Origin of the sequence: Achromobacter sp. Marseille-Q0513 (assembly GCF_018195695.1) — a bacterium.
Classification (GTDB): domain Bacteria; phylum Pseudomonadota; class Gammaproteobacteria; order Burkholderiales; family Burkholderiaceae_B; genus Achromobacter.
Genome location: NZ_JAGTJY010000155.1, coordinates 1 through 15,266 on the forward strand (window position 1 = coordinate 1; position 15,266 = coordinate 15,266).

Consider the following 15,266-nt stretch of genomic DNA (forward strand, 5'->3'; position numbering starts at 1 on the left):
TGGCCCTTGGACGCGGCATAGTGCAGCGGCGTCCAGCCCAGGCGGTTGATCTGGGCGCCGCGGGCGATGAGCGCGCGCGCCCGGTCGGTCTGGCCCGCGATCGCCAGGTACATCAGCGGGGTCTCGCCCGCCGGATTCTCGGCGTTCACGTCAGTGCGGCGGTCGGCGGCAATCGCGTCGAACACGTTCCAGGCGCCGGCCACCACCGCGCGCATCAGCGCCGGCTGGCCATTCTGGAAGCGGACATTGGGATCGGCCCCCTGCGCCAGCACATCCTTGATGTCGTCGGCGTAGTCGTTGGCCAGGTAAACCCACCAGTCGTTCGGATTGGCGGCCTGCGCCGCGTGGGCCGCCAGCGCCATCGCCATGGCTGCCAGCGCCTTGCGGGCGGACGGGAACGAGCCTCGGACGGGCGACGGACGGCGGGCGATCTGCATGGGAACCTCGCGATTCAACTTAAACTATTTTCTTAATTTATTTCTTTATCTTTTTGAAAAGATTAAAGAAATTATCGGTTGACGCGCGCGCCACCTCGGCCACGGTGATGCCGCGCAGGTCGGCGATCTTCTCGGCGACATGGATCACCTTGGACGGGTCGTTCAGCTTGCCACGGTACGGCACCGGCGCCAGGTACGGCGAATCCGTTTCGATCAGCAGCCGGTCCAGCGGCACCTTGGCGGCGACCTCGTGCACGATCTGGGCATTCTTGAAGGTGACGATGCCGGACAGCGAGATATAAAAATTCTGGTCCAGCGCCGCCTGCGCGACCTCCCAGTTCTCGGTGAAGCAGTGCATCACGCCGCCGACTTCGCTGGCGTTTTCCTCGCGCAGCACGCGCACCGTGTCCTCGGCCGAGGCGCGCGTGTGCACGATCAGCGGCAGGCCGGTCTCGCGCGCCGCGCGGATATGGCGGCGGAAGCGCTCGCGCTGCCAGTCCAGCGGCTCGGACAGCCGGTAGTAGTCCAGCCCGGTCTCGCCGATGGCGACCACGCGGGGGTGGGCCGACAGGCGCGCCAGCTCTTCCACCGAGGGGTCCGGCGTGTCTTCATAGTCCGGATGCACGCCCACCGACGCCCACAGATGGGCGTGCGGCTCGACCAGCGCCATCAGGCCGGGCCATTCGGGCATGTTGACGCTGACCACCAGCGCGTGCGTCACCTGGTTGGCGGCCATGCGCTCCAGGATGGCGGGCAGGTCGGCGGCCAGTTCGGGGAAATTCAGATGGCAGTGGGAATCGACGTACATGGAAATCCGGGTTGCGGGCGCCGCCCCTGGCTCTGACCCTGGCCGGCGCCGCGCTCGTGCGGGCCGCGGGCGACGGGCGGCGCGGGACTACGCCAGGCAGGATAGCACCACGCGCTGCAGCGCGGAGTGGGCGAAAAGCTTGGCGTTCAAGGGGTGCGTGGCCAGCGCGCGCTGGCGCGTCAGCCAGCGCGCGGCTTCGGCCACGCGGGCCGGCCGCGCGCGCGCGGCCACTTGCGCCACGCCCGCGCCCAGCGCGGGGAAGTAGCGCACCGGCGCGCCGGCGGCGGCCAGCATCAGGTCGGTATAGAAACGTTGCAGCGCATCGATCCAGTCGGTCGCCGGCACTTTCTCCAGCGCCTCGGCCAGCGTGCCCACGTCAGGCGACTGGCCCTGCGCCAGCGGCGCGACCATCTGGCCCAGCCACGGCGGACAGGCGGCCTCGCCGCTCTGCGCCAGGCGCAGGGCGGCCAGCGGCGCGCCGCCGCCGGCAGCCAGCCATTCGCGGGCGGGTTCGACGTTCTGCGCGCGCAGCCATTGCAGGGCGGTGTCGGCATCGGGCGCCGGCAGGGGCAGGCGGCGGCAGCGCGACACCAGGGTCGGCAGCAGCCGGTCCGGCGCGTCCGCCACCAGCAGGAACACCGTGTGCGGCGGCGGCTCTTCCAGCACCTTGAGCAGCGCGTTGGCCGAGACCACGTTCAGCGCATGGGCCGGATACAGCAGCGCCACGCGCCAGCCACCCCGATGGGTGGCGGTATTGAACCAGGATTCCAGCGCGCGGATCTGGTCGATGCGGATTTCCTTGGATGGCGCGCGCTTGGACGCGCTGCCGGCCACGGGCTCGGCGTCCTCGGCCTGTTCGGCGGCCTCGGCGCCCTCTTCCACCGCGATGGCTTCGGGACGGATGCGGCGCAGGTCGGGATGGTTGCCGCTGGCGAACCAGGCGCAGGCCGCGCAATGGCCGCAGGCCAGGCCGTCCTGCGGCGTCTCGCAGAGCAGGCTGGCGGCGGCGGCCACGGCGAAGTCCAGCTTGCCGATGCCGGCCAGGCCGTGCACCAGCCAGGCGTGGGCGAAGCGCTCGCGATTGCCCAGCCAGTTGCGGGCGGTCTCGAGCTGCCAGGGCAGGAATTGCGGCGCGCTCACTGGGCTAGCCTCCTATTCACGGAGCCGATGCCAGTTCTCATGCGGGCACCTGCGGATGGACGAAGCGCGTCATGCGCGCCCTTCGATCAAGGCCTGCAGGCCGGCTTCCAGCTCGGCCCGGATCTCGGGTATGGAACGGGTGGAATCGATCACGTGGATGCGGTTCGGGTCCGCCTTGGCGCGTGCATGGTAGGCCGCGCGGGTGCGCTCGAAGAAGGCCGCGCCCTCGCGCTCGAAGCGGTCCGGTTCGCGCGCGTCAGCCAGGCGCTGGCGCGCCACTTCCAGCGGCACGTCGAACAGCCAGGTGCGGTCGGGCTGGCCCGCCTGCATCCAGGCCTCCAGCGCGGCCACGCGCTCGGCGCCCAGGCCGCGACCGCCGCCCTGGTAGGCATAGCTGGCGTCGGTATAGCGGTCGCAGACCACCCAGGCGCCACGCGCCAGCGCCGGCTCGATCACCTGGCGCGCGTGCTCGCAGCGGGCGGCGAACATCAGCAGCGTCTCGGTGTCCAGGCCCATCGGGTCGTTCAGCACCAGGGCGCGCAGCTTCTCGCCCAGCGGCGTGCCGCCGGGCTCGCGCGTGGCGACCACTTCCAGGCCCTGCGCGCGCAGGAAATCGGCGATCCAGCCGGTGTGGGTGCTCTTGCCTGCCCCGTCGACGCCTTCCAGCGTGATGAAACGTCCGCGCGAGGTCATTCGTCTTGTCCTTGTTGTTCCGGTTGCGCCGGCTGTTGGGCCGGCTGTTGGGCCGGCTGCTGCGGCGCTGATTGCGGCTGCGCCGCCTGTTGCGGCGACTGCGGCTCCGCCGGCTGGGCGGGCCGCGCGGCCTGCGCCGGCCGCGAGGGCTGCGCCTGCTGTCCCTGGCCCAGGATGTAGCGCGACACGTTGCGGTTGTGCTCGTTCAGGTTGACCGAGAATTCGCTGGTGCCATTGCCCTTGGACACGAAGAACAGGTACTTGTGCTGTTCCGGCTGCACCGCGGCCAGCAGCGCCGCGCGGCCGGCCGCCGCGATCGGCGTGGGCGGCAGGCCGGGCCGGGTATAGGTATTCCAGGGCGTGTCGGTCTGCAGGTCGCGCTTGCGGATGCGGCCCTGGTAGGCGTCGCCCATGCCGTAGATCACGGTGGGATCGGTCTGCAGCAGCATGCCGATCTTCAGGCGGTTGGCGAACACGCCCGAGACGCGCCGGCGGTCGGGTCCGTGGCCGGTTTCCTTTTCGATGATGGACGCCATCACCAGCGCCTCGTAGGGCGTGGCCATGGGCAGGTCGGCCTGGCGCTTGGACCAGGTGTCGTCCAGGATGCGCTGGCCTTCCTGGTAGGCGCGGCGCAGCAGGTCGTAGTCGGTGCTGCCGGGCGTGAAGATATAGGTGTCGGGGAAGAACAGGCCTTCGGGATGCTTGATGTCCGAGCCCAGCCGCGCCATCAGGTCCTCGTCGCTGATGTCGCCCAGGGTCTGCTTGACGTCCGGATGCTCGCGCAGCGCCTGGCGGATCTGGCGGAAGGTCCAGCCTTCCAGGAAGGTGATCTGGCGCTGGCTCATGTCGCCACGCGCCATGCGTTCCAGCAGCTGCCACGGCGAATCGCCGTTGATGGCCTGATAGCCGCCCGCCTTGATCAGCTTGTCCTGCTCGGACAGGCGCGCCATCCAGACGAAACCCGGCTCCCAGACCGGCACGCCGGCCGCGTTCAGCGCGCGCGCGACCGTGCGCGGGCTGCTGCCCGGATCCACCACGAAATCGATCCTGTCGGCCTTGAGCTGCATGGGCCGGTGCATCCAATGCCAGGCGCCGCCAACGGCCGCCCCGGCGGCCAGCACCAGGAGCAGCAGGGACCACAGGAAATAAGAACGGAGTCGCTTCTTCATAAGTTCCGGAAGTTTAATGGATCGCGCGCGGGTCCGACGCTGGAAATCGGGACAGAATGGTACGTGACGCGGGCGACACGCCCCTGAACGGCGCGAGGGATTGGCCTGGACCCGCGCCGAAGACGGCTATCATCGGATCTTTGAAGATGCGATGCGGCCCCATCCTGCGCGGGCCGCCACAAGACACGCCGCCATGCACGATTTCCTAGCTTCGATTCCGTCCAACGCCGAAGGTTGCGCCGCCTGCGCGCCGCTGGACGATTTCCTGGTCATTTCCGCCTCGGGCGCCGATGCGCTGACTTTCCTGCACGGCCAGCTGACCCAGGACGTCACCGGCCTGCCGGCCGACGCCGCCCGCCTGGCCGGCTACTGCACCGCCAAGGGCCGGCTGCTGGCCACGCTGCTGATGTGGCGCGCCGCCCCGGGCGCCGGCGATGAGGCGCCGCAGTTGTACGCGCTGCTGCGCCAGGATCTGTCGCAAGCCTTGCTCAAGCGCCTGTCCATGTTCGTGCTGCGCGCCAAGGCCAAGCTGGCCGCGACCGCGCTGCACGCCTGCGGCGTGCGCGCCGCCGACGACGCCCAGCTGGCCGCGCTCGAAGCCGCCGCCGGCCCGCTGCCGCGCCAGACCTGGGAACGCGCCGAGCTGCCGTCGGGCACCTGGATCGCCGCGCCCTCGGCAGCCGGCGAACGGCGCTGGTGGTGGATCGCCTCGGACGCGCAACTGGCCGGCGCCTCCGCCCTGGCCGGCGCGCTGACGCGGACGGACGCCGACGCCTGGCGCGCGGCCGACCTGGCCGCCGGCATCCCCTGGATCGGCGCCGCCACCCAGGACCTGTTCATTCCGCAGACCGTCAACCTGGAACTGATCCAGGGCGTGAGCTTCACCAAGGGCTGCTATCCCGGCCAGGAAGTGGTGGCGCGCAGCCACTACCGTGGCACGGTCAAGCGCCGCATGGCCTACGGCCGCGTCGAGGCCGGCGCCCAGGAAGGCGCGCTGGCGAACGTCGATGTGTATGACGCCGCGCAGCCGGACGAACCCGTGGGCCGCGTGATCGACGCGGCGCGCCATGCCGGCTCGGTCAGCGCCTTGTTCGAGATCGCGCTGGCCGCGCTGCCCGGCGACCTGCGCCTGGGCGCGGCCGACGGCCCGCGCATCGCGGTCGCGCCGCTGCCCTACTCCATTCAGCCCGAGTAAACGCGCGTTCCAAGCGAGCGCTTGCCGGACGCCTGCCGCGCAGGCGTGCCTGCTGGCGCGCGCCCGTTGGCACGCGCCTGCGTCCCGATCCGTGCAAGGGGCGCTACACAGCCACGCCGAACAAGGCGCCCACGCCGGCCGTGACCGCCATGGCCAGCGCGCCCAGGATCGTGACGCGCAAGGCGGCCGGCCCCTTGGGCGCGCCGCCGGCGCCGGCAGCCAGCGCACCCAGCGCGGCCAGACAGGCGATGGACGCGCCCGTCACGGTCCAGATCAACGGTCCGGTCGGTGTGACCGCCGCCACCGCCAGGGGCAAGGCCGCGCCGCCCGCGAAACAGGCCGCCGACGCAACGGCCGCCTGCACCGGACGGGCGCGGTTGTGCAGCAGGATGCCCAGTTCGTCGCGCGCGTGCGCGTCCAGCGCATCGTGCCGCGTCAGCTGGCTGGCGACCTGCGCCGCCAGTTCCGGCGACAGCCCGCGCTGCACATAGATCTCGGTCAGTTCAGCCAGTTCCTCGCCGGAATTGCGCTTGAGCGAGCGCTGTTCAAGCCGCAGGTCGGCCGCCTCGGTATCGGCCTGCGAACGCACGGACACGTATTCGCCGGCCGCCATCGACAGGGAGCCGGCCACCAGGCCGGCCAGCCCCGAAGTCAGGATGGCGCCATGCGCGGCCTGCGCCGCCGCCACCCCGGTGATCAGGCTGGCGGTGGACACGATGCCGTCGTTCGCGCCCAATACCGCCGCGCGCAGCCAGTTGCTGCGGAAAATCCGGTGATGCTCTTTTGCAGGCATGGTTTGCTCATGGAGTGGCGGGTCTACCGCTCTACTCTCACAGCGGTCAGCAAGCCTATCACGCAGAGCGTGGCCTGGTCTTGCGCGTGCGCATGGACTTCGACCTGGCAGATGGACAGGCGCCGGCCCGGCTTGACCACGCGGCCGGTGGCCGTGTAGCGCTCGCCCCTGGCCGGGGCCAGGAAGTTCATCTTGAACTCGGAAGTCAGCACATCCTGGCCCGGCTCGAACAGGCTGTAGGCGGCGTAGCCGCCGGCCGTGTCGGCGATGGTGGTGGAAATGCCCGCATGCAGATAGCCGTTCTGCTGGCACAGGTCGGCGCGATACGGCAGCGTGATCTCCACCCTGCCCGGCTCGACCAGGCCCAGTTCGGCGCCCAGCAGGCGCATGATGCCCTGCCGTTCGAAGCTGGCGCGGACCCGCTCAAGCGGGTCGGCCAGCTGCATGCCGGCGCTCACCTCAGTCCTCGCGCTTGAGCAGATTGACGATGCTGGAGAAATCCAGCTTGCCCGAGCCGCCGGCGCTGTGCAGCGAATACAGGTTGCGCGCCAGCTCGCCCAGCGGGATCGAGGCGCGCGCCGCCAGCGCGGCCTCGGCCGCCAGGCCCAGGTCCTTGAGCATCAGGTCCACGCCGAAGCCGCCGGCGTAGCCCTTGGACGCGGGCGCGTGTTCCATCACGCCGGGCCAGGGGTTGTAGAGTTCGGTGGCCCAGTTGCGGCCCGAGCTCTTGGCGATGATGTCCGACAGCACCTTGGGATCCAGGCCATTGGCCACGCCCAGCGCCAGCGCCTCGGAGGTGCCGGCCATCAGGATGCCGAGCAGCATGTTGTTGCAGATCTTGGCGACCTGGCCCGCGCCCGCGGCGCCGGCGTGGAAGATGTTCTTGCCCATCTTTTCCAGCACCGGACGGGCGCGCTCCAGCGCGGCGGGCAGGCCGCCGACGATGAAGGTCAGCGTGCCGGCGGCCGCGCCGCCGGTGCCGCCCGACACGGGCGCGTCGATCATGGCGATGCCGCGCGCCTCGGCGGCCTGCGCCACCTTGCGGGCCGAGTCCGGCGCGATGGTGCTGCACTCGATGACCAGCGCGCTGGCCGGAATCTTGCCCAGCAGGTCCTCGCCCAGGTACAGCCCTTCCACGTGCTTGCTGGCGGGCAGCATCGAGATGACGACTTCGGCGCCCTGCACGGCGTCGGCGGCCGACGCGGCCGCCTTGGCGCCGGCGTCGGTCAGCGTCTTGACGGCGGCGGGCGCCAGATCGTACACCGTCAGGCTGTGGCCGGCCTTGACCAGATTCAGCGCCATGGGCGCGCCCATATTGCCCAGGCCGATAAACGCGATGCTGCTCATGATGTCCTGTCTCCTGTTGCTTTTGCTATTGCTGATGCTTGTAGGGGGAAATCGTTCAATGCCTCGTGCCTTGCCGCCGGCTGGCCGCGTCGCGGGGACGCGGCCAGCCGGGCGCTAGCGTCCTTGCTTGCCCAGGTCGTCCAGCGGATGCGGCTGGCCCTCGGGCCAGGGTTCGTCGAAGAACTTCTGCACCCAGGCGTCCGTGGCCACGTCCAGCACCGCCGGATTCCAGCGCGGCCGCTTGTCCTTGTCGATCAGCAGCGCGCGGATGCCCTCGGCGAAATCGCCATGCGCGGCGCAGGCCAGCGCGGCGATGTACTCGGCGCGGAACACGTCGTCGAGCGAGCGCAGCCGCATGCGCTGCTGCAGCGCGAACGACAGGCGGACCGAGCCGGGCGAGCCGGCCAGCATGGTGGACGCGGCGCGCGCCAGCCAGGGATCGTCGTGGTCCTTCAGCGCCGCCAGTTCCTCGTAGATGTCGTCGAGGCGGTTGCCGCTGCACAGGTTGTTGATCAGGAAGGAATGCTGGCGCAGATGGCCAGCGTCCATCGGCGTCTGCGGCTCCAGCGCCGTCAGCGCGCGCCGCAGCAGGCCGTCGTTGATGGAACGCGGGGGGATCGCGTCGCTGTCCGGCGCGGCCTGCGCCTGCCCGGCCCAGGGCTGCTCTTGCAGCGATTCCAGCAGCTTGGGCCAGTCGGCGTGGTCCAGGCGGAAGTCGGCCAGGCCGGCGAAGAAGGCATCGGCCGTGTTCAGCTGCGCGCCAGTCAGCGCCAGGAACATGCCGATGCGGCCGGGCATGCGATTGAGCAGCCAGCTGCCGCCGACGTCCGGGAACAGGCCGATGCTCACCTCCGGCATGGCCAGGCGCGAGGCCTCGCTCACCACGCGGTGGCTTGCGCCCATCATGAGCCCGATGCCGCCGCCCATGACGATGCCATGGCCCCAGCACAGCACGGGCTTGGGATAGGTGTGGATGCGATAGTCCAGCCGGTATTCCAGCTCGAAGAAGCGCCGCGCATAGGCGTTGGCCCACGGCCCCTTGCCGGCGTTCTCGGTCATGCTGCGGTACAGCCCGTGCAGGTCGCCGCCGGCGCAGAACGCCTTCTCGCCCGCGCCTTGCAACACCACCAGGGCCACGCCGGGATCGCGCGCCCAGGCATCCAGGCGCGCGGCCAGCAGTTCCACCATTTCCAGCGACAGGCCGTTCAGGGTCTGCGGCGAATTCAGCGTCGCGATCCCGAAACGCATGCCATTGGCAGCGGCCCTTTCTTCAAACAACACCGGTGCAGTCATCGTATGTCGGCTCCTTTTTCCAACAATTGGCGGGCGATGATCACGCGCATGATCTCATTCGTCCCCTCCAGAATCTGATGTACGCGAGTATCGCGCACCAGACGCTCCAAGGGATAGTCCCGCAGGTAGCCGTAGCCGCCGTGTATCTGTTGCGCATCCAGGCAGATCTGGAAACCCATGTCGGTCGCGAAGCGCTTGGCCATGGCGCAGTAGGTGGCCGCGTCGGGCGCGCCGCCGTCCAGCTTGCAGGCGGCCAGGCGCACCATCTGGCGCGCGGCCACGAGGTGGGTGGCCATGTCGGCCAGCTTGAATTGCAGCGCCTGGAATTCCGCCAGGCGGCGGTTGAACTGGCGGCGCTCGTCCATGTAGCGCCGGGCCGCGTCCAGCGCACCCTGGGCCGCGCCGACCGAGCAGGTGCCGATGTTGATGCGGCCGCCGTCCAGGCCCTTCATGGCGATCTTGAAGCCGTCGCCCTCGTTGCCCAGCATGTTGGCGGCCGGCACGCGCACGTTCTCGAACACGATGGGCCGGGTGGACTGGCTGTTCCAGCCCATCTTTTCTTCCTTGCGGCCATAGCTGATGCCGGCGCTGTCGGCGGGAATGGCGAAGGCGCTGATGCCGGCCGCGCCCTCGCCGCCGGTGCGCGCCATCACGATCAACAGGTTGGTATCGCCGCCGCCCGAGATGAAGGCCTTGGCGCCGTTGACGATGTAGTCGCCACCCTGGCGCTGCGCGCGGGTCGACAGCGAGGCAGCGTCGGAGCCGGCGCCCGGTTCGGTCAGGCAGTACGAAGCCAGCTTCTCGCCGCTGGCCAGTTGCGGGCCCCATTCCTCGCGCAGCGCGGGCTGGCCCCAATGGCCCACCATCCAGGTGGCCATGTTGTGGATGGTCAGGAAGGCCGTGGTCGACGGATCCACCGCCGCCATTTCCTCGAACACCAGCGTGGCGTCCAGGCGCGGCAGGCCCAGGCCGCCGATCTCTTCACTGGCGTAGATGCCACAAAAGCCCATCTCGCCCGCCCGCGCGAACGCTTCGCGCGGGAATATGCCCTCGGCGTCCCAGTGCGCCGCGTGGGGCGCCAGCTCGCCTTGCGCGTAGTCGCGCGCCGCCTGCGCGAACGCGCGCTGCTCGTCGGTCAGTTCCAAGTCCACAGCCTAGTCTCCCGGTGGTATGAGTATTGTCTGTCGGCATCGCTGCCGTCTCGTGAACGTCAGCCCGTCGATTTTGACATGACGTTGACGTAAACGTAAGGGCAAACACGCCTGACGGCGCTGCGAGGCGCCCAACCGGGGTTCATGTTACGCCCGAAGCGCGGGCGGGATTTGTCTCGGCAGCGACAATGTGCCGGCAGCGCCGCGACGACGCCCTGGCATTAGAGCAGCCCGGCGGGCCGTTCGCGTCCGTTCCGGGCCGTCCGCGCGCGCCGGTGCTCGGCCCGGCGGCGACGCGACTCCTTCGGGTCGAAGGTCAGGCCACGGTAGATTTCCAGGCGGTCGCCGTCGTTCAGGGCCGTATCCGGCTTGACCGCGCGCCCGAACACACCCACGCCGGCCTGCCAAGGGTCGTTACGGGGAAAATCGGCGGCGAACCCGCTGGCCGCGATGGCCTCGGCCGCCGTGGCGCCGGCCGGCAGGCGCAGCACCCGCGTCCAGACCTGGTCCGGCAGCGCGTGGCAAACGCTGACGCCGATATCCTCATTCGCCATACTTGGCCTGCGCGCGCTTGGTGAAGGAATCGATGAAGCTGGTGGCGATGCGGTTGAACACCGGCCCCACCACCATTTCCAGCGCCCGGTTCGAGAACGCGTATTCCATGGTGAACAGCACCTTGCAGGCGTCTTCCGCCAGCGGCTGGAATTCCCAGTGGCCGACCAGGCTGGAGAACGGGCCGTCCACCAGCCGCAGGTCGATGCGGTCGGGATAGACGTGCGTGTTGCGCGTGGTGAAGCGCTGCTTCATGCCCGCGAAGCTGATCAGTATGGAGGCCTGCATGCCGTGCTCGTCGCGGGTCTGGACCTCGGCGCCGCCGCACCAGGGCATGAATTCCGGGTACTTTTCCACGTCCGCGACCAGATCGAACATCTGGGCGGCGCTGTAGGGCACCAGGACGGATCGTTGTACTTTGTGCATCGACTATCGCAAATGGCTAGAATGACAAGATTTTACCGGTCCCGCGCGTCCATCCCAACCCCGGGCGGAATTGCGGCGCGGGCACTGCTGCGCACTCCGGTGATACACCCCAGAGCAAAGACCCACTCCTGCTTGCCAGGGGGAAGAACAGAACAGGCTTTATGAGCATTATCGATAACCGCAAGGCCACGCACGACTATTTCATCGAGGACCGCTACGAGGCCGGCCTGGTCCTGCAGGGCTGGGAAGTCAAGGCGATCCGCGACGGCCGCGTGCAGCTCAAGGAAAGCTATGTCATCGTGCGCGACGGCGAGCTGTTCCTGCTGGGCATGCACGTCAGCCCCCTGCCCACGGCCTCGACCCACATCCATCCCGATGCCATGCGCACGCGCAAGCTGCTGCTCAAGGCCGAGGAAATCAGCAAGCTGATCGGCAAGGTCGAGCAACGCGGCTACACGCTGGTGCCGCTGAACCTGCACTACAAGAACGGCCGCATCAAGCTGGACTTCGCGCTCGGCCGCGGCAAGAAGCTCTACGACAAGCGCGACACCTCGCGCGAGAAGGACTGGCAGCGCGAGAAAGAGCGGCTGATGAAGCACGACACGCGCCGCAAGGACAACTAGCAGCGCTTGCCGGCCCCAGGCCCGGCCCCGCTCAGGCCGTGATCGCCGCGCGCTCGGCCGGCTCGGCTTCGACGCCCGGCCCGCTGATGCGGTTGCGCCCGGCGGCCTTCGACGCGTACAGCTTGCGGTCGGCGCGCTCGAACAGCGATTGCAGGTTTTCGCCCGGGATCCACTCGGCCACGCCCGCGCTGAACGTATACGAGATCGCGCCTCCGCCATGGCCGCAAGGCGTGCGCCGCACCGATTCCAGCAGGCGCCCCGCCACCTCCATCACCGCCTCGCCGCGCGAGTCGGGAAACATCACCGCGAACTCCTCGCCCCCGACCCGGCCGGCATGGTCGCTGGAACGCAGCGTGGCGATCGCCAGCAGGCCGAAGTGCCTCAGCACGGCGTCGCCCACGGCATGGCCGTGCAGGTCGTTGATGCGCTTGAAATGGTCGATGTCCAGCAGCAGCAAGGTCAGCGGCCGGCGCGTGCGCAGGGCCTGGGCGCAATAGCGCTCGGCCTGCAGCCACCAGGCCTTGCGCGACAAGAGGCCGGTCAGGAAATCCGTGTTCGCTTCCTGCTCGCGCTCGGCCAGCATGCGGTCATGGATGATCATGATGGTGCCCAGCATCAGGCAGGGCAGCGTCAGCAGCCCCAGCGTCAGGAAGACGACGTTCCAGGTGGTGGCTTCAAGCAGCGCCCAGGTGTGCGCCACGCCCGTCATGTACAGCAGCGCGCGCAGCCCGCACACGGCCGCCGACACGGCGGCCACCGTCCAGACGAACCAATAGGCGTAGCGCGAACGATTTTGCGGCATGCCGCCGCGCACCGTCGCGGCCGTGGCCAGCATGAAGCCCGTCTGCAACAGCGACATGGCGGAGATGCGCAGCGCCATGCGCGGTTCGACATAGGTATACGCCGCGACCGCCAGCAGCGCCGCGATCGCCGACAGCGCCATCAGGCGCCGCGGCACCGTGCGCCCCATCATGCGCCGCACGCCCGTGTAATAGCAGCAGAGCGCCAGCGCGACCAGCGCGTTGGGCGCCAGCACCGACAGCCACAGCGGCGCGGCCGTGACCTGCAAGGCGAAGCCCCCGAAGGCCGCCAGCGTCAGCAGGTTGGCACGTATGCTCTCGCCGATGCCGGCCATGCCGCTGCGCGCCAGCGATCCCAGCACGCACAAGGACAGCAAGCCCGCCAGCGCCGCGATCGATAGCAAATGGACGGGAGCGATCATCTTGCAAGCGCCCGCGGGCGGGTCTTCAGCCGGTCTTGGTGCCCTTGACGATGGTCATGGCCGAAGCAATCATGCCGCCCACGTCGGCCAGGTTGGCCGGCAGGATCAGCGTGTTGCCCTGCTTGGCCACGTTGCCGAAGGCCTCGACATAGCGCTCGGCCACCTTCAGGTTGACGGCTTCCATGCCACCGGGCTGGCGCACGGCCTCGGCCACCTGCGTCACCGCCTTGGCGGTGGCTTCGGCGATGGCCAGCACGGCGGCGGCCTCGCCCTGGGCCTGGTTGATCTGGGCCTGCTTCTCGCCCTCGGAGCGGGCGATGGCGGCCTCGCGCTCGCCGGTGGCGATGTTGATCTGTTCCTGACGACGGCCTTCGGACGCGGCGATCAGCGCGCGCTTCTCGCGCTCGGCGGTGATCTGCGCCTGCATCGAGCGCAGGATCTCATTGGGCGGCGTCAGGTCCTTGATCTCGTAGCGCAGCACCTTCACGCCCCAGTTCAGCGCGGCCTCGTCCAGCGAAGACACGATGGTGCTGTTGATGGCGTCGCGCTCTTCGAAGGTACGGTCCAGTTCCATCTTGCCGATGACCGAACGCAGCGTGGTCTGCGCCAACTGCGTGATCGCCAGGATGTAGTTCGACGCGCCGTAGGATGCGCGCATCGGGTCCGTGACCTGGAAATACAGCACGCCGTCGACCTGCAGCTGGGTGTTGTCGCGCGTGATGCAGACCTGGCTGGGCACGTCCAGCGGGATTTCCTTGAGCGAGTGCTTGTAGGCCACGCGCTCGATGAAGGGGATGACGAAGGCGGCGCCCGGCGACAGCACGCGGTCGAACTTGCCGAGGCGTTCGACGACCCAGGCGTGCTGCTGCGGCACGATGGCGATCGCCTTGATGACGATCAGGATCGCCAGCGCCACGATGACAAGGAGGACGATGGTGGAAGTTTCGATCATGGTGTGTATCCCTCTTCTTGGATGATTGCCTGGGCGTCCCGCTCGCGCAAGGCGCCCCTGGCCGGCCCCGCCGGACCGGGACTAGCGCGCGCCGCCGGATGCGTTCCTGGGCGTGAGCACCAGGCGCGTGCCGCGCAATTCGGTGATGACATGCTCGCCGCCATGGGGCGCGTGCCCCTCGGCCAGTTCAGCCTGCCAGTGAGCGCCGCGATACCAGACGCGGGCCGTGCGGTTATCGGACCAGGCTTCCACCGACACGATCTGGCCGATGTCCAGGTTGACGTCGGCATTGCTGGCCGCGTCGACCTCGCGCTTTTTCAGCACGCGGGTCTTGCGCAAGATCACCAGCCCCAGCAGCACCACGGCGCCGCAGGCGAGCAGCTGCCATTCCAGGCCGGCGTTCAGCCAGGCCGCCACGCCGCCGCCCGCCAGGCCCAGCGCCACCAGCAGCAAATAGAACGTTCCCGTCGCCAGTTCGCCAATGAGCGCCAGCGCGGCCAATCCCAGCCATATCCACATAGTGTCCGGTCCGCCTCAGGAAAGAATGTCAATATCCAGCGGATTGTACGTATTTCCGGGACGCAGCGTGCGCGCCATCGCCCGTGCCCAGTCTGCCGCTGGATTATGATGCGGCTATGGCAGACGCTGTCCCGCACGGGCAGCCTGTATTCAATATATGGACCTATGACCGCAACGCCCCCCGCCCTACCCGTCCTGATCCTGCACACCGGCGATCCGGAACCCTCCCTGAAAGAACGGTTCGGCAGCTATGCCGAGCAGATCGCCCTGGCGGCGGGCCTGGAAGCGGGCGAGGTCGAGGCGGTGCCGGTGCATGAAGGCGCGCGTCCCCGGGCCCCGCAACACTATCGGGCCGCCCTGATCACCGGCTCGCCCGCCATGGTCACCGACCGCGAGCCCTGGAGCGAGGACACCGCCGCCTGGCTGCGCGAGGCCGCCGCCGCCGGACTGCCCATGTTCGGCGTCTGCTACGGCCACCAGTTGCTGGCCCACGCGCTGGGCGGCAAGGTCGGCTACAACCCCACCGGCAGCGAGCTGGGCACCCAGACCGTGGAGCTGCTGCCGCCGGCGGCCGGCGACCAGTTGCTGGACGGCCTGCCCGCCAGCTTCCCGGCCCAGATGCTGCATGCCCAGACCGTGCTTCAGCCGCCGCCGGGCGCGGCCGTGCTGGCCCGGTCCGACCAGGATCCGCACCAGATGTTCCGCGTCGGGCCGAACGTGTTTTCGACCCAGTTCCACCCCGAATTCGGCCCGGACTTCGTGCGCGCCCACCTGGAACGCTACCAGCGCAAGTACATGGCGGAAAACCTGGACGTGCCCGGCCTGGCCGCCAATGTGCGCGCCACGCCGGTCGCCGGCGGGCTGCTGCGCCGCTTCCTGGATCTCTGCGCCCCCGCCGCCAGCCGTCCGCAATAAGCGGAGTGCGCGGCGGCCGGGCATTTGGCAC

At 69.2% G+C, this 15,266-nt stretch carries 18 protein-coding genes; 3 read left to right on the top strand and 15 right to left on the bottom strand.

Translation table 11 applies throughout. The features are described from left to right. The 5 genes from KDH83_RS23730 to mltG form a co-directional block, all read right to left on the bottom strand. A partial coding sequence (locus KDH83_RS23730; protein ID WP_249205301.1) for an ankyrin repeat domain-containing protein occupies positions 1 to 368 on the bottom strand: 368 nt, incomplete at its 3' end. A 106-nt stretch (positions 369 to 474) separates the two neighbouring features. Next, positions 475 to 1,245 (bottom strand): TatD family hydrolase, encoded by a 771-nt coding sequence (locus KDH83_RS23735; RefSeq protein ID WP_212320443.1) that lies wholly within the window; start codon positions 1,243 to 1,245, stop codon positions 475 to 477. Between the two features lie 87 nt (positions 1,246 to 1,332). After that, the gene (gene holB / locus KDH83_RS23740; protein WP_212320445.1) at positions 1,333 to 2,385 is read right to left on the bottom strand and encodes a DNA polymerase III subunit delta'; all 1,053 of its coding nucleotides are present in this window, start codon (positions 2,383 to 2,385) and stop codon (positions 1,333 to 1,335) included. 69 nt (positions 2,386 to 2,454) lie between these two features. Continuing rightward, positions 2,455 to 3,078 carry a dTMP kinase gene (gene tmk, locus KDH83_RS23745; RefSeq protein WP_212320447.1) on the bottom strand — a complete coding sequence of 208 codons (624 nt, stop codon included), beginning with the start codon at positions 3,076 to 3,078 and terminating at the stop codon, positions 2,455 to 2,457. Continuing rightward, complete coding sequence (gene mltG / locus KDH83_RS23750; protein WP_212320448.1) at positions 3,075 to 4,247, bottom strand: endolytic transglycosylase MltG; 1,173 nt, start codon at positions 4,245 to 4,247, stop codon at positions 3,075 to 3,077. The genes tmk and mltG overlap by 4 nt, the downstream gene beginning before the upstream one ends. A gap of 193 nt (positions 4,248 to 4,440) precedes the next feature. Here mltG and KDH83_RS23755 point away from each other — a divergent pair, with 193 nt between their 5' ends. Beyond that, a complete protein-coding gene (locus KDH83_RS23755; protein WP_212320450.1) occupies positions 4,441 to 5,442 on the top strand; it encodes a folate-binding protein YgfZ in 1,002 nt (333 codons plus the stop codon). A gap of 103 nt (positions 5,443 to 5,545) precedes the next feature. Here the strand turns inward: KDH83_RS23755 and KDH83_RS23760 are convergent, their stop codons facing one another. The 7 genes from KDH83_RS23760 to KDH83_RS23790 all read right to left on the bottom strand — a co-directional run bounded on the left by KDH83_RS23760 (position 5,546) and on the right by KDH83_RS23790 (position 11,004). Then, positions 5,546 to 6,235, bottom strand: a complete 690-nt coding sequence (locus tag KDH83_RS23760; RefSeq protein WP_212320452.1) for a VIT family protein — start codon at positions 6,233 to 6,235, stop codon at positions 5,546 to 5,548. A 23-nt stretch (positions 6,236 to 6,258) separates the two neighbouring features. Beyond that, a complete protein-coding gene (locus KDH83_RS23765; RefSeq protein ID WP_212320454.1) occupies positions 6,259 to 6,681 on the bottom strand; it encodes a PaaI family thioesterase in 423 nt (140 codons plus the stop codon). Positions 6,682 to 6,694: 13 nt separating this feature from the next. Next, the gene (gene mmsB, locus KDH83_RS23770; protein ID WP_212320456.1) at positions 6,695 to 7,582 is read right to left on the bottom strand and encodes a 3-hydroxyisobutyrate dehydrogenase; all 888 of its coding nucleotides are present in this window, start codon (positions 7,580 to 7,582) and stop codon (positions 6,695 to 6,697) included. A gap of 114 nt (positions 7,583 to 7,696) precedes the next feature. After that, complete coding sequence (locus KDH83_RS23775; protein ID WP_212320458.1) at positions 7,697 to 8,875, bottom strand: enoyl-CoA hydratase/isomerase family protein; 1,179 nt, start codon at positions 8,873 to 8,875, stop codon at positions 7,697 to 7,699. Continuing rightward, complete coding sequence (locus KDH83_RS23780) at positions 8,872 to 10,026, bottom strand: acyl-CoA dehydrogenase family protein (RefSeq protein ID WP_212320460.1); 1,155 nt, start codon at positions 10,024 to 10,026, stop codon at positions 8,872 to 8,874. The genes KDH83_RS23775 and KDH83_RS23780 overlap by 4 nt, the downstream gene beginning before the upstream one ends. A gap of 221 nt (positions 10,027 to 10,247) precedes the next feature. Continuing rightward, positions 10,248 to 10,580 (bottom strand): RnfH family protein, encoded by a 333-nt coding sequence (locus KDH83_RS23785; RefSeq protein WP_212320462.1) that lies wholly within the window; start codon positions 10,578 to 10,580, stop codon positions 10,248 to 10,250. Beyond that, positions 10,570 to 11,004, bottom strand: coding sequence for a type II toxin-antitoxin system RatA family toxin (locus tag KDH83_RS23790; protein WP_103274097.1), 435 nt, complete (start codon positions 11,002 to 11,004; stop codon positions 10,570 to 10,572). The genes KDH83_RS23785 and KDH83_RS23790 overlap by 11 nt, the downstream gene beginning before the upstream one ends. Before the next feature lie 128 nt (positions 11,005 to 11,132). Here KDH83_RS23790 and smpB point away from each other — a divergent pair, with 128 nt between their 5' ends. Further along, on the top strand, positions 11,133 to 11,627 hold the full coding sequence (gene smpB, locus KDH83_RS23795) for an SsrA-binding protein SmpB (RefSeq protein WP_283093843.1): 495 nt from the start codon (positions 11,133 to 11,135) through the stop codon (positions 11,625 to 11,627). 31 nt (positions 11,628 to 11,658) lie between these two features. Here the strand turns inward: smpB and KDH83_RS23800 are convergent, their stop codons facing one another. From KDH83_RS23800 to KDH83_RS23810, 3 genes are all read right to left on the bottom strand, one after another. Further along, on the bottom strand, positions 11,659 to 12,849 hold the full coding sequence (locus KDH83_RS23800) for a GGDEF domain-containing protein (RefSeq protein ID WP_212320464.1): 1,191 nt from the start codon (positions 12,847 to 12,849) through the stop codon (positions 11,659 to 11,661). Between the two features lie 25 nt (positions 12,850 to 12,874). Then, positions 12,875 to 13,801, bottom strand: a complete 927-nt coding sequence (locus KDH83_RS23805; protein ID WP_212320470.1) for a stomatin-like protein — start codon at positions 13,799 to 13,801, stop codon at positions 12,875 to 12,877. An 81-nt stretch (positions 13,802 to 13,882) separates the two neighbouring features. Next, complete coding sequence (locus tag KDH83_RS23810) at positions 13,883 to 14,320, bottom strand: NfeD family protein (RefSeq protein WP_212320472.1); 438 nt, start codon at positions 14,318 to 14,320, stop codon at positions 13,883 to 13,885. A gap of 165 nt (positions 14,321 to 14,485) precedes the next feature. Between KDH83_RS23810 and KDH83_RS23815 the strand changes: the two genes are divergently transcribed. Then, positions 14,486 to 15,235: a glutamine amidotransferase gene (locus KDH83_RS23815; RefSeq protein ID WP_212320474.1), complete on the top strand. Its 750-nt coding sequence runs from the start codon at positions 14,486 to 14,488 to the stop codon at positions 15,233 to 15,235. The last annotated feature ends 31 nt before the right edge of the window (positions 15,236 to 15,266 follow it).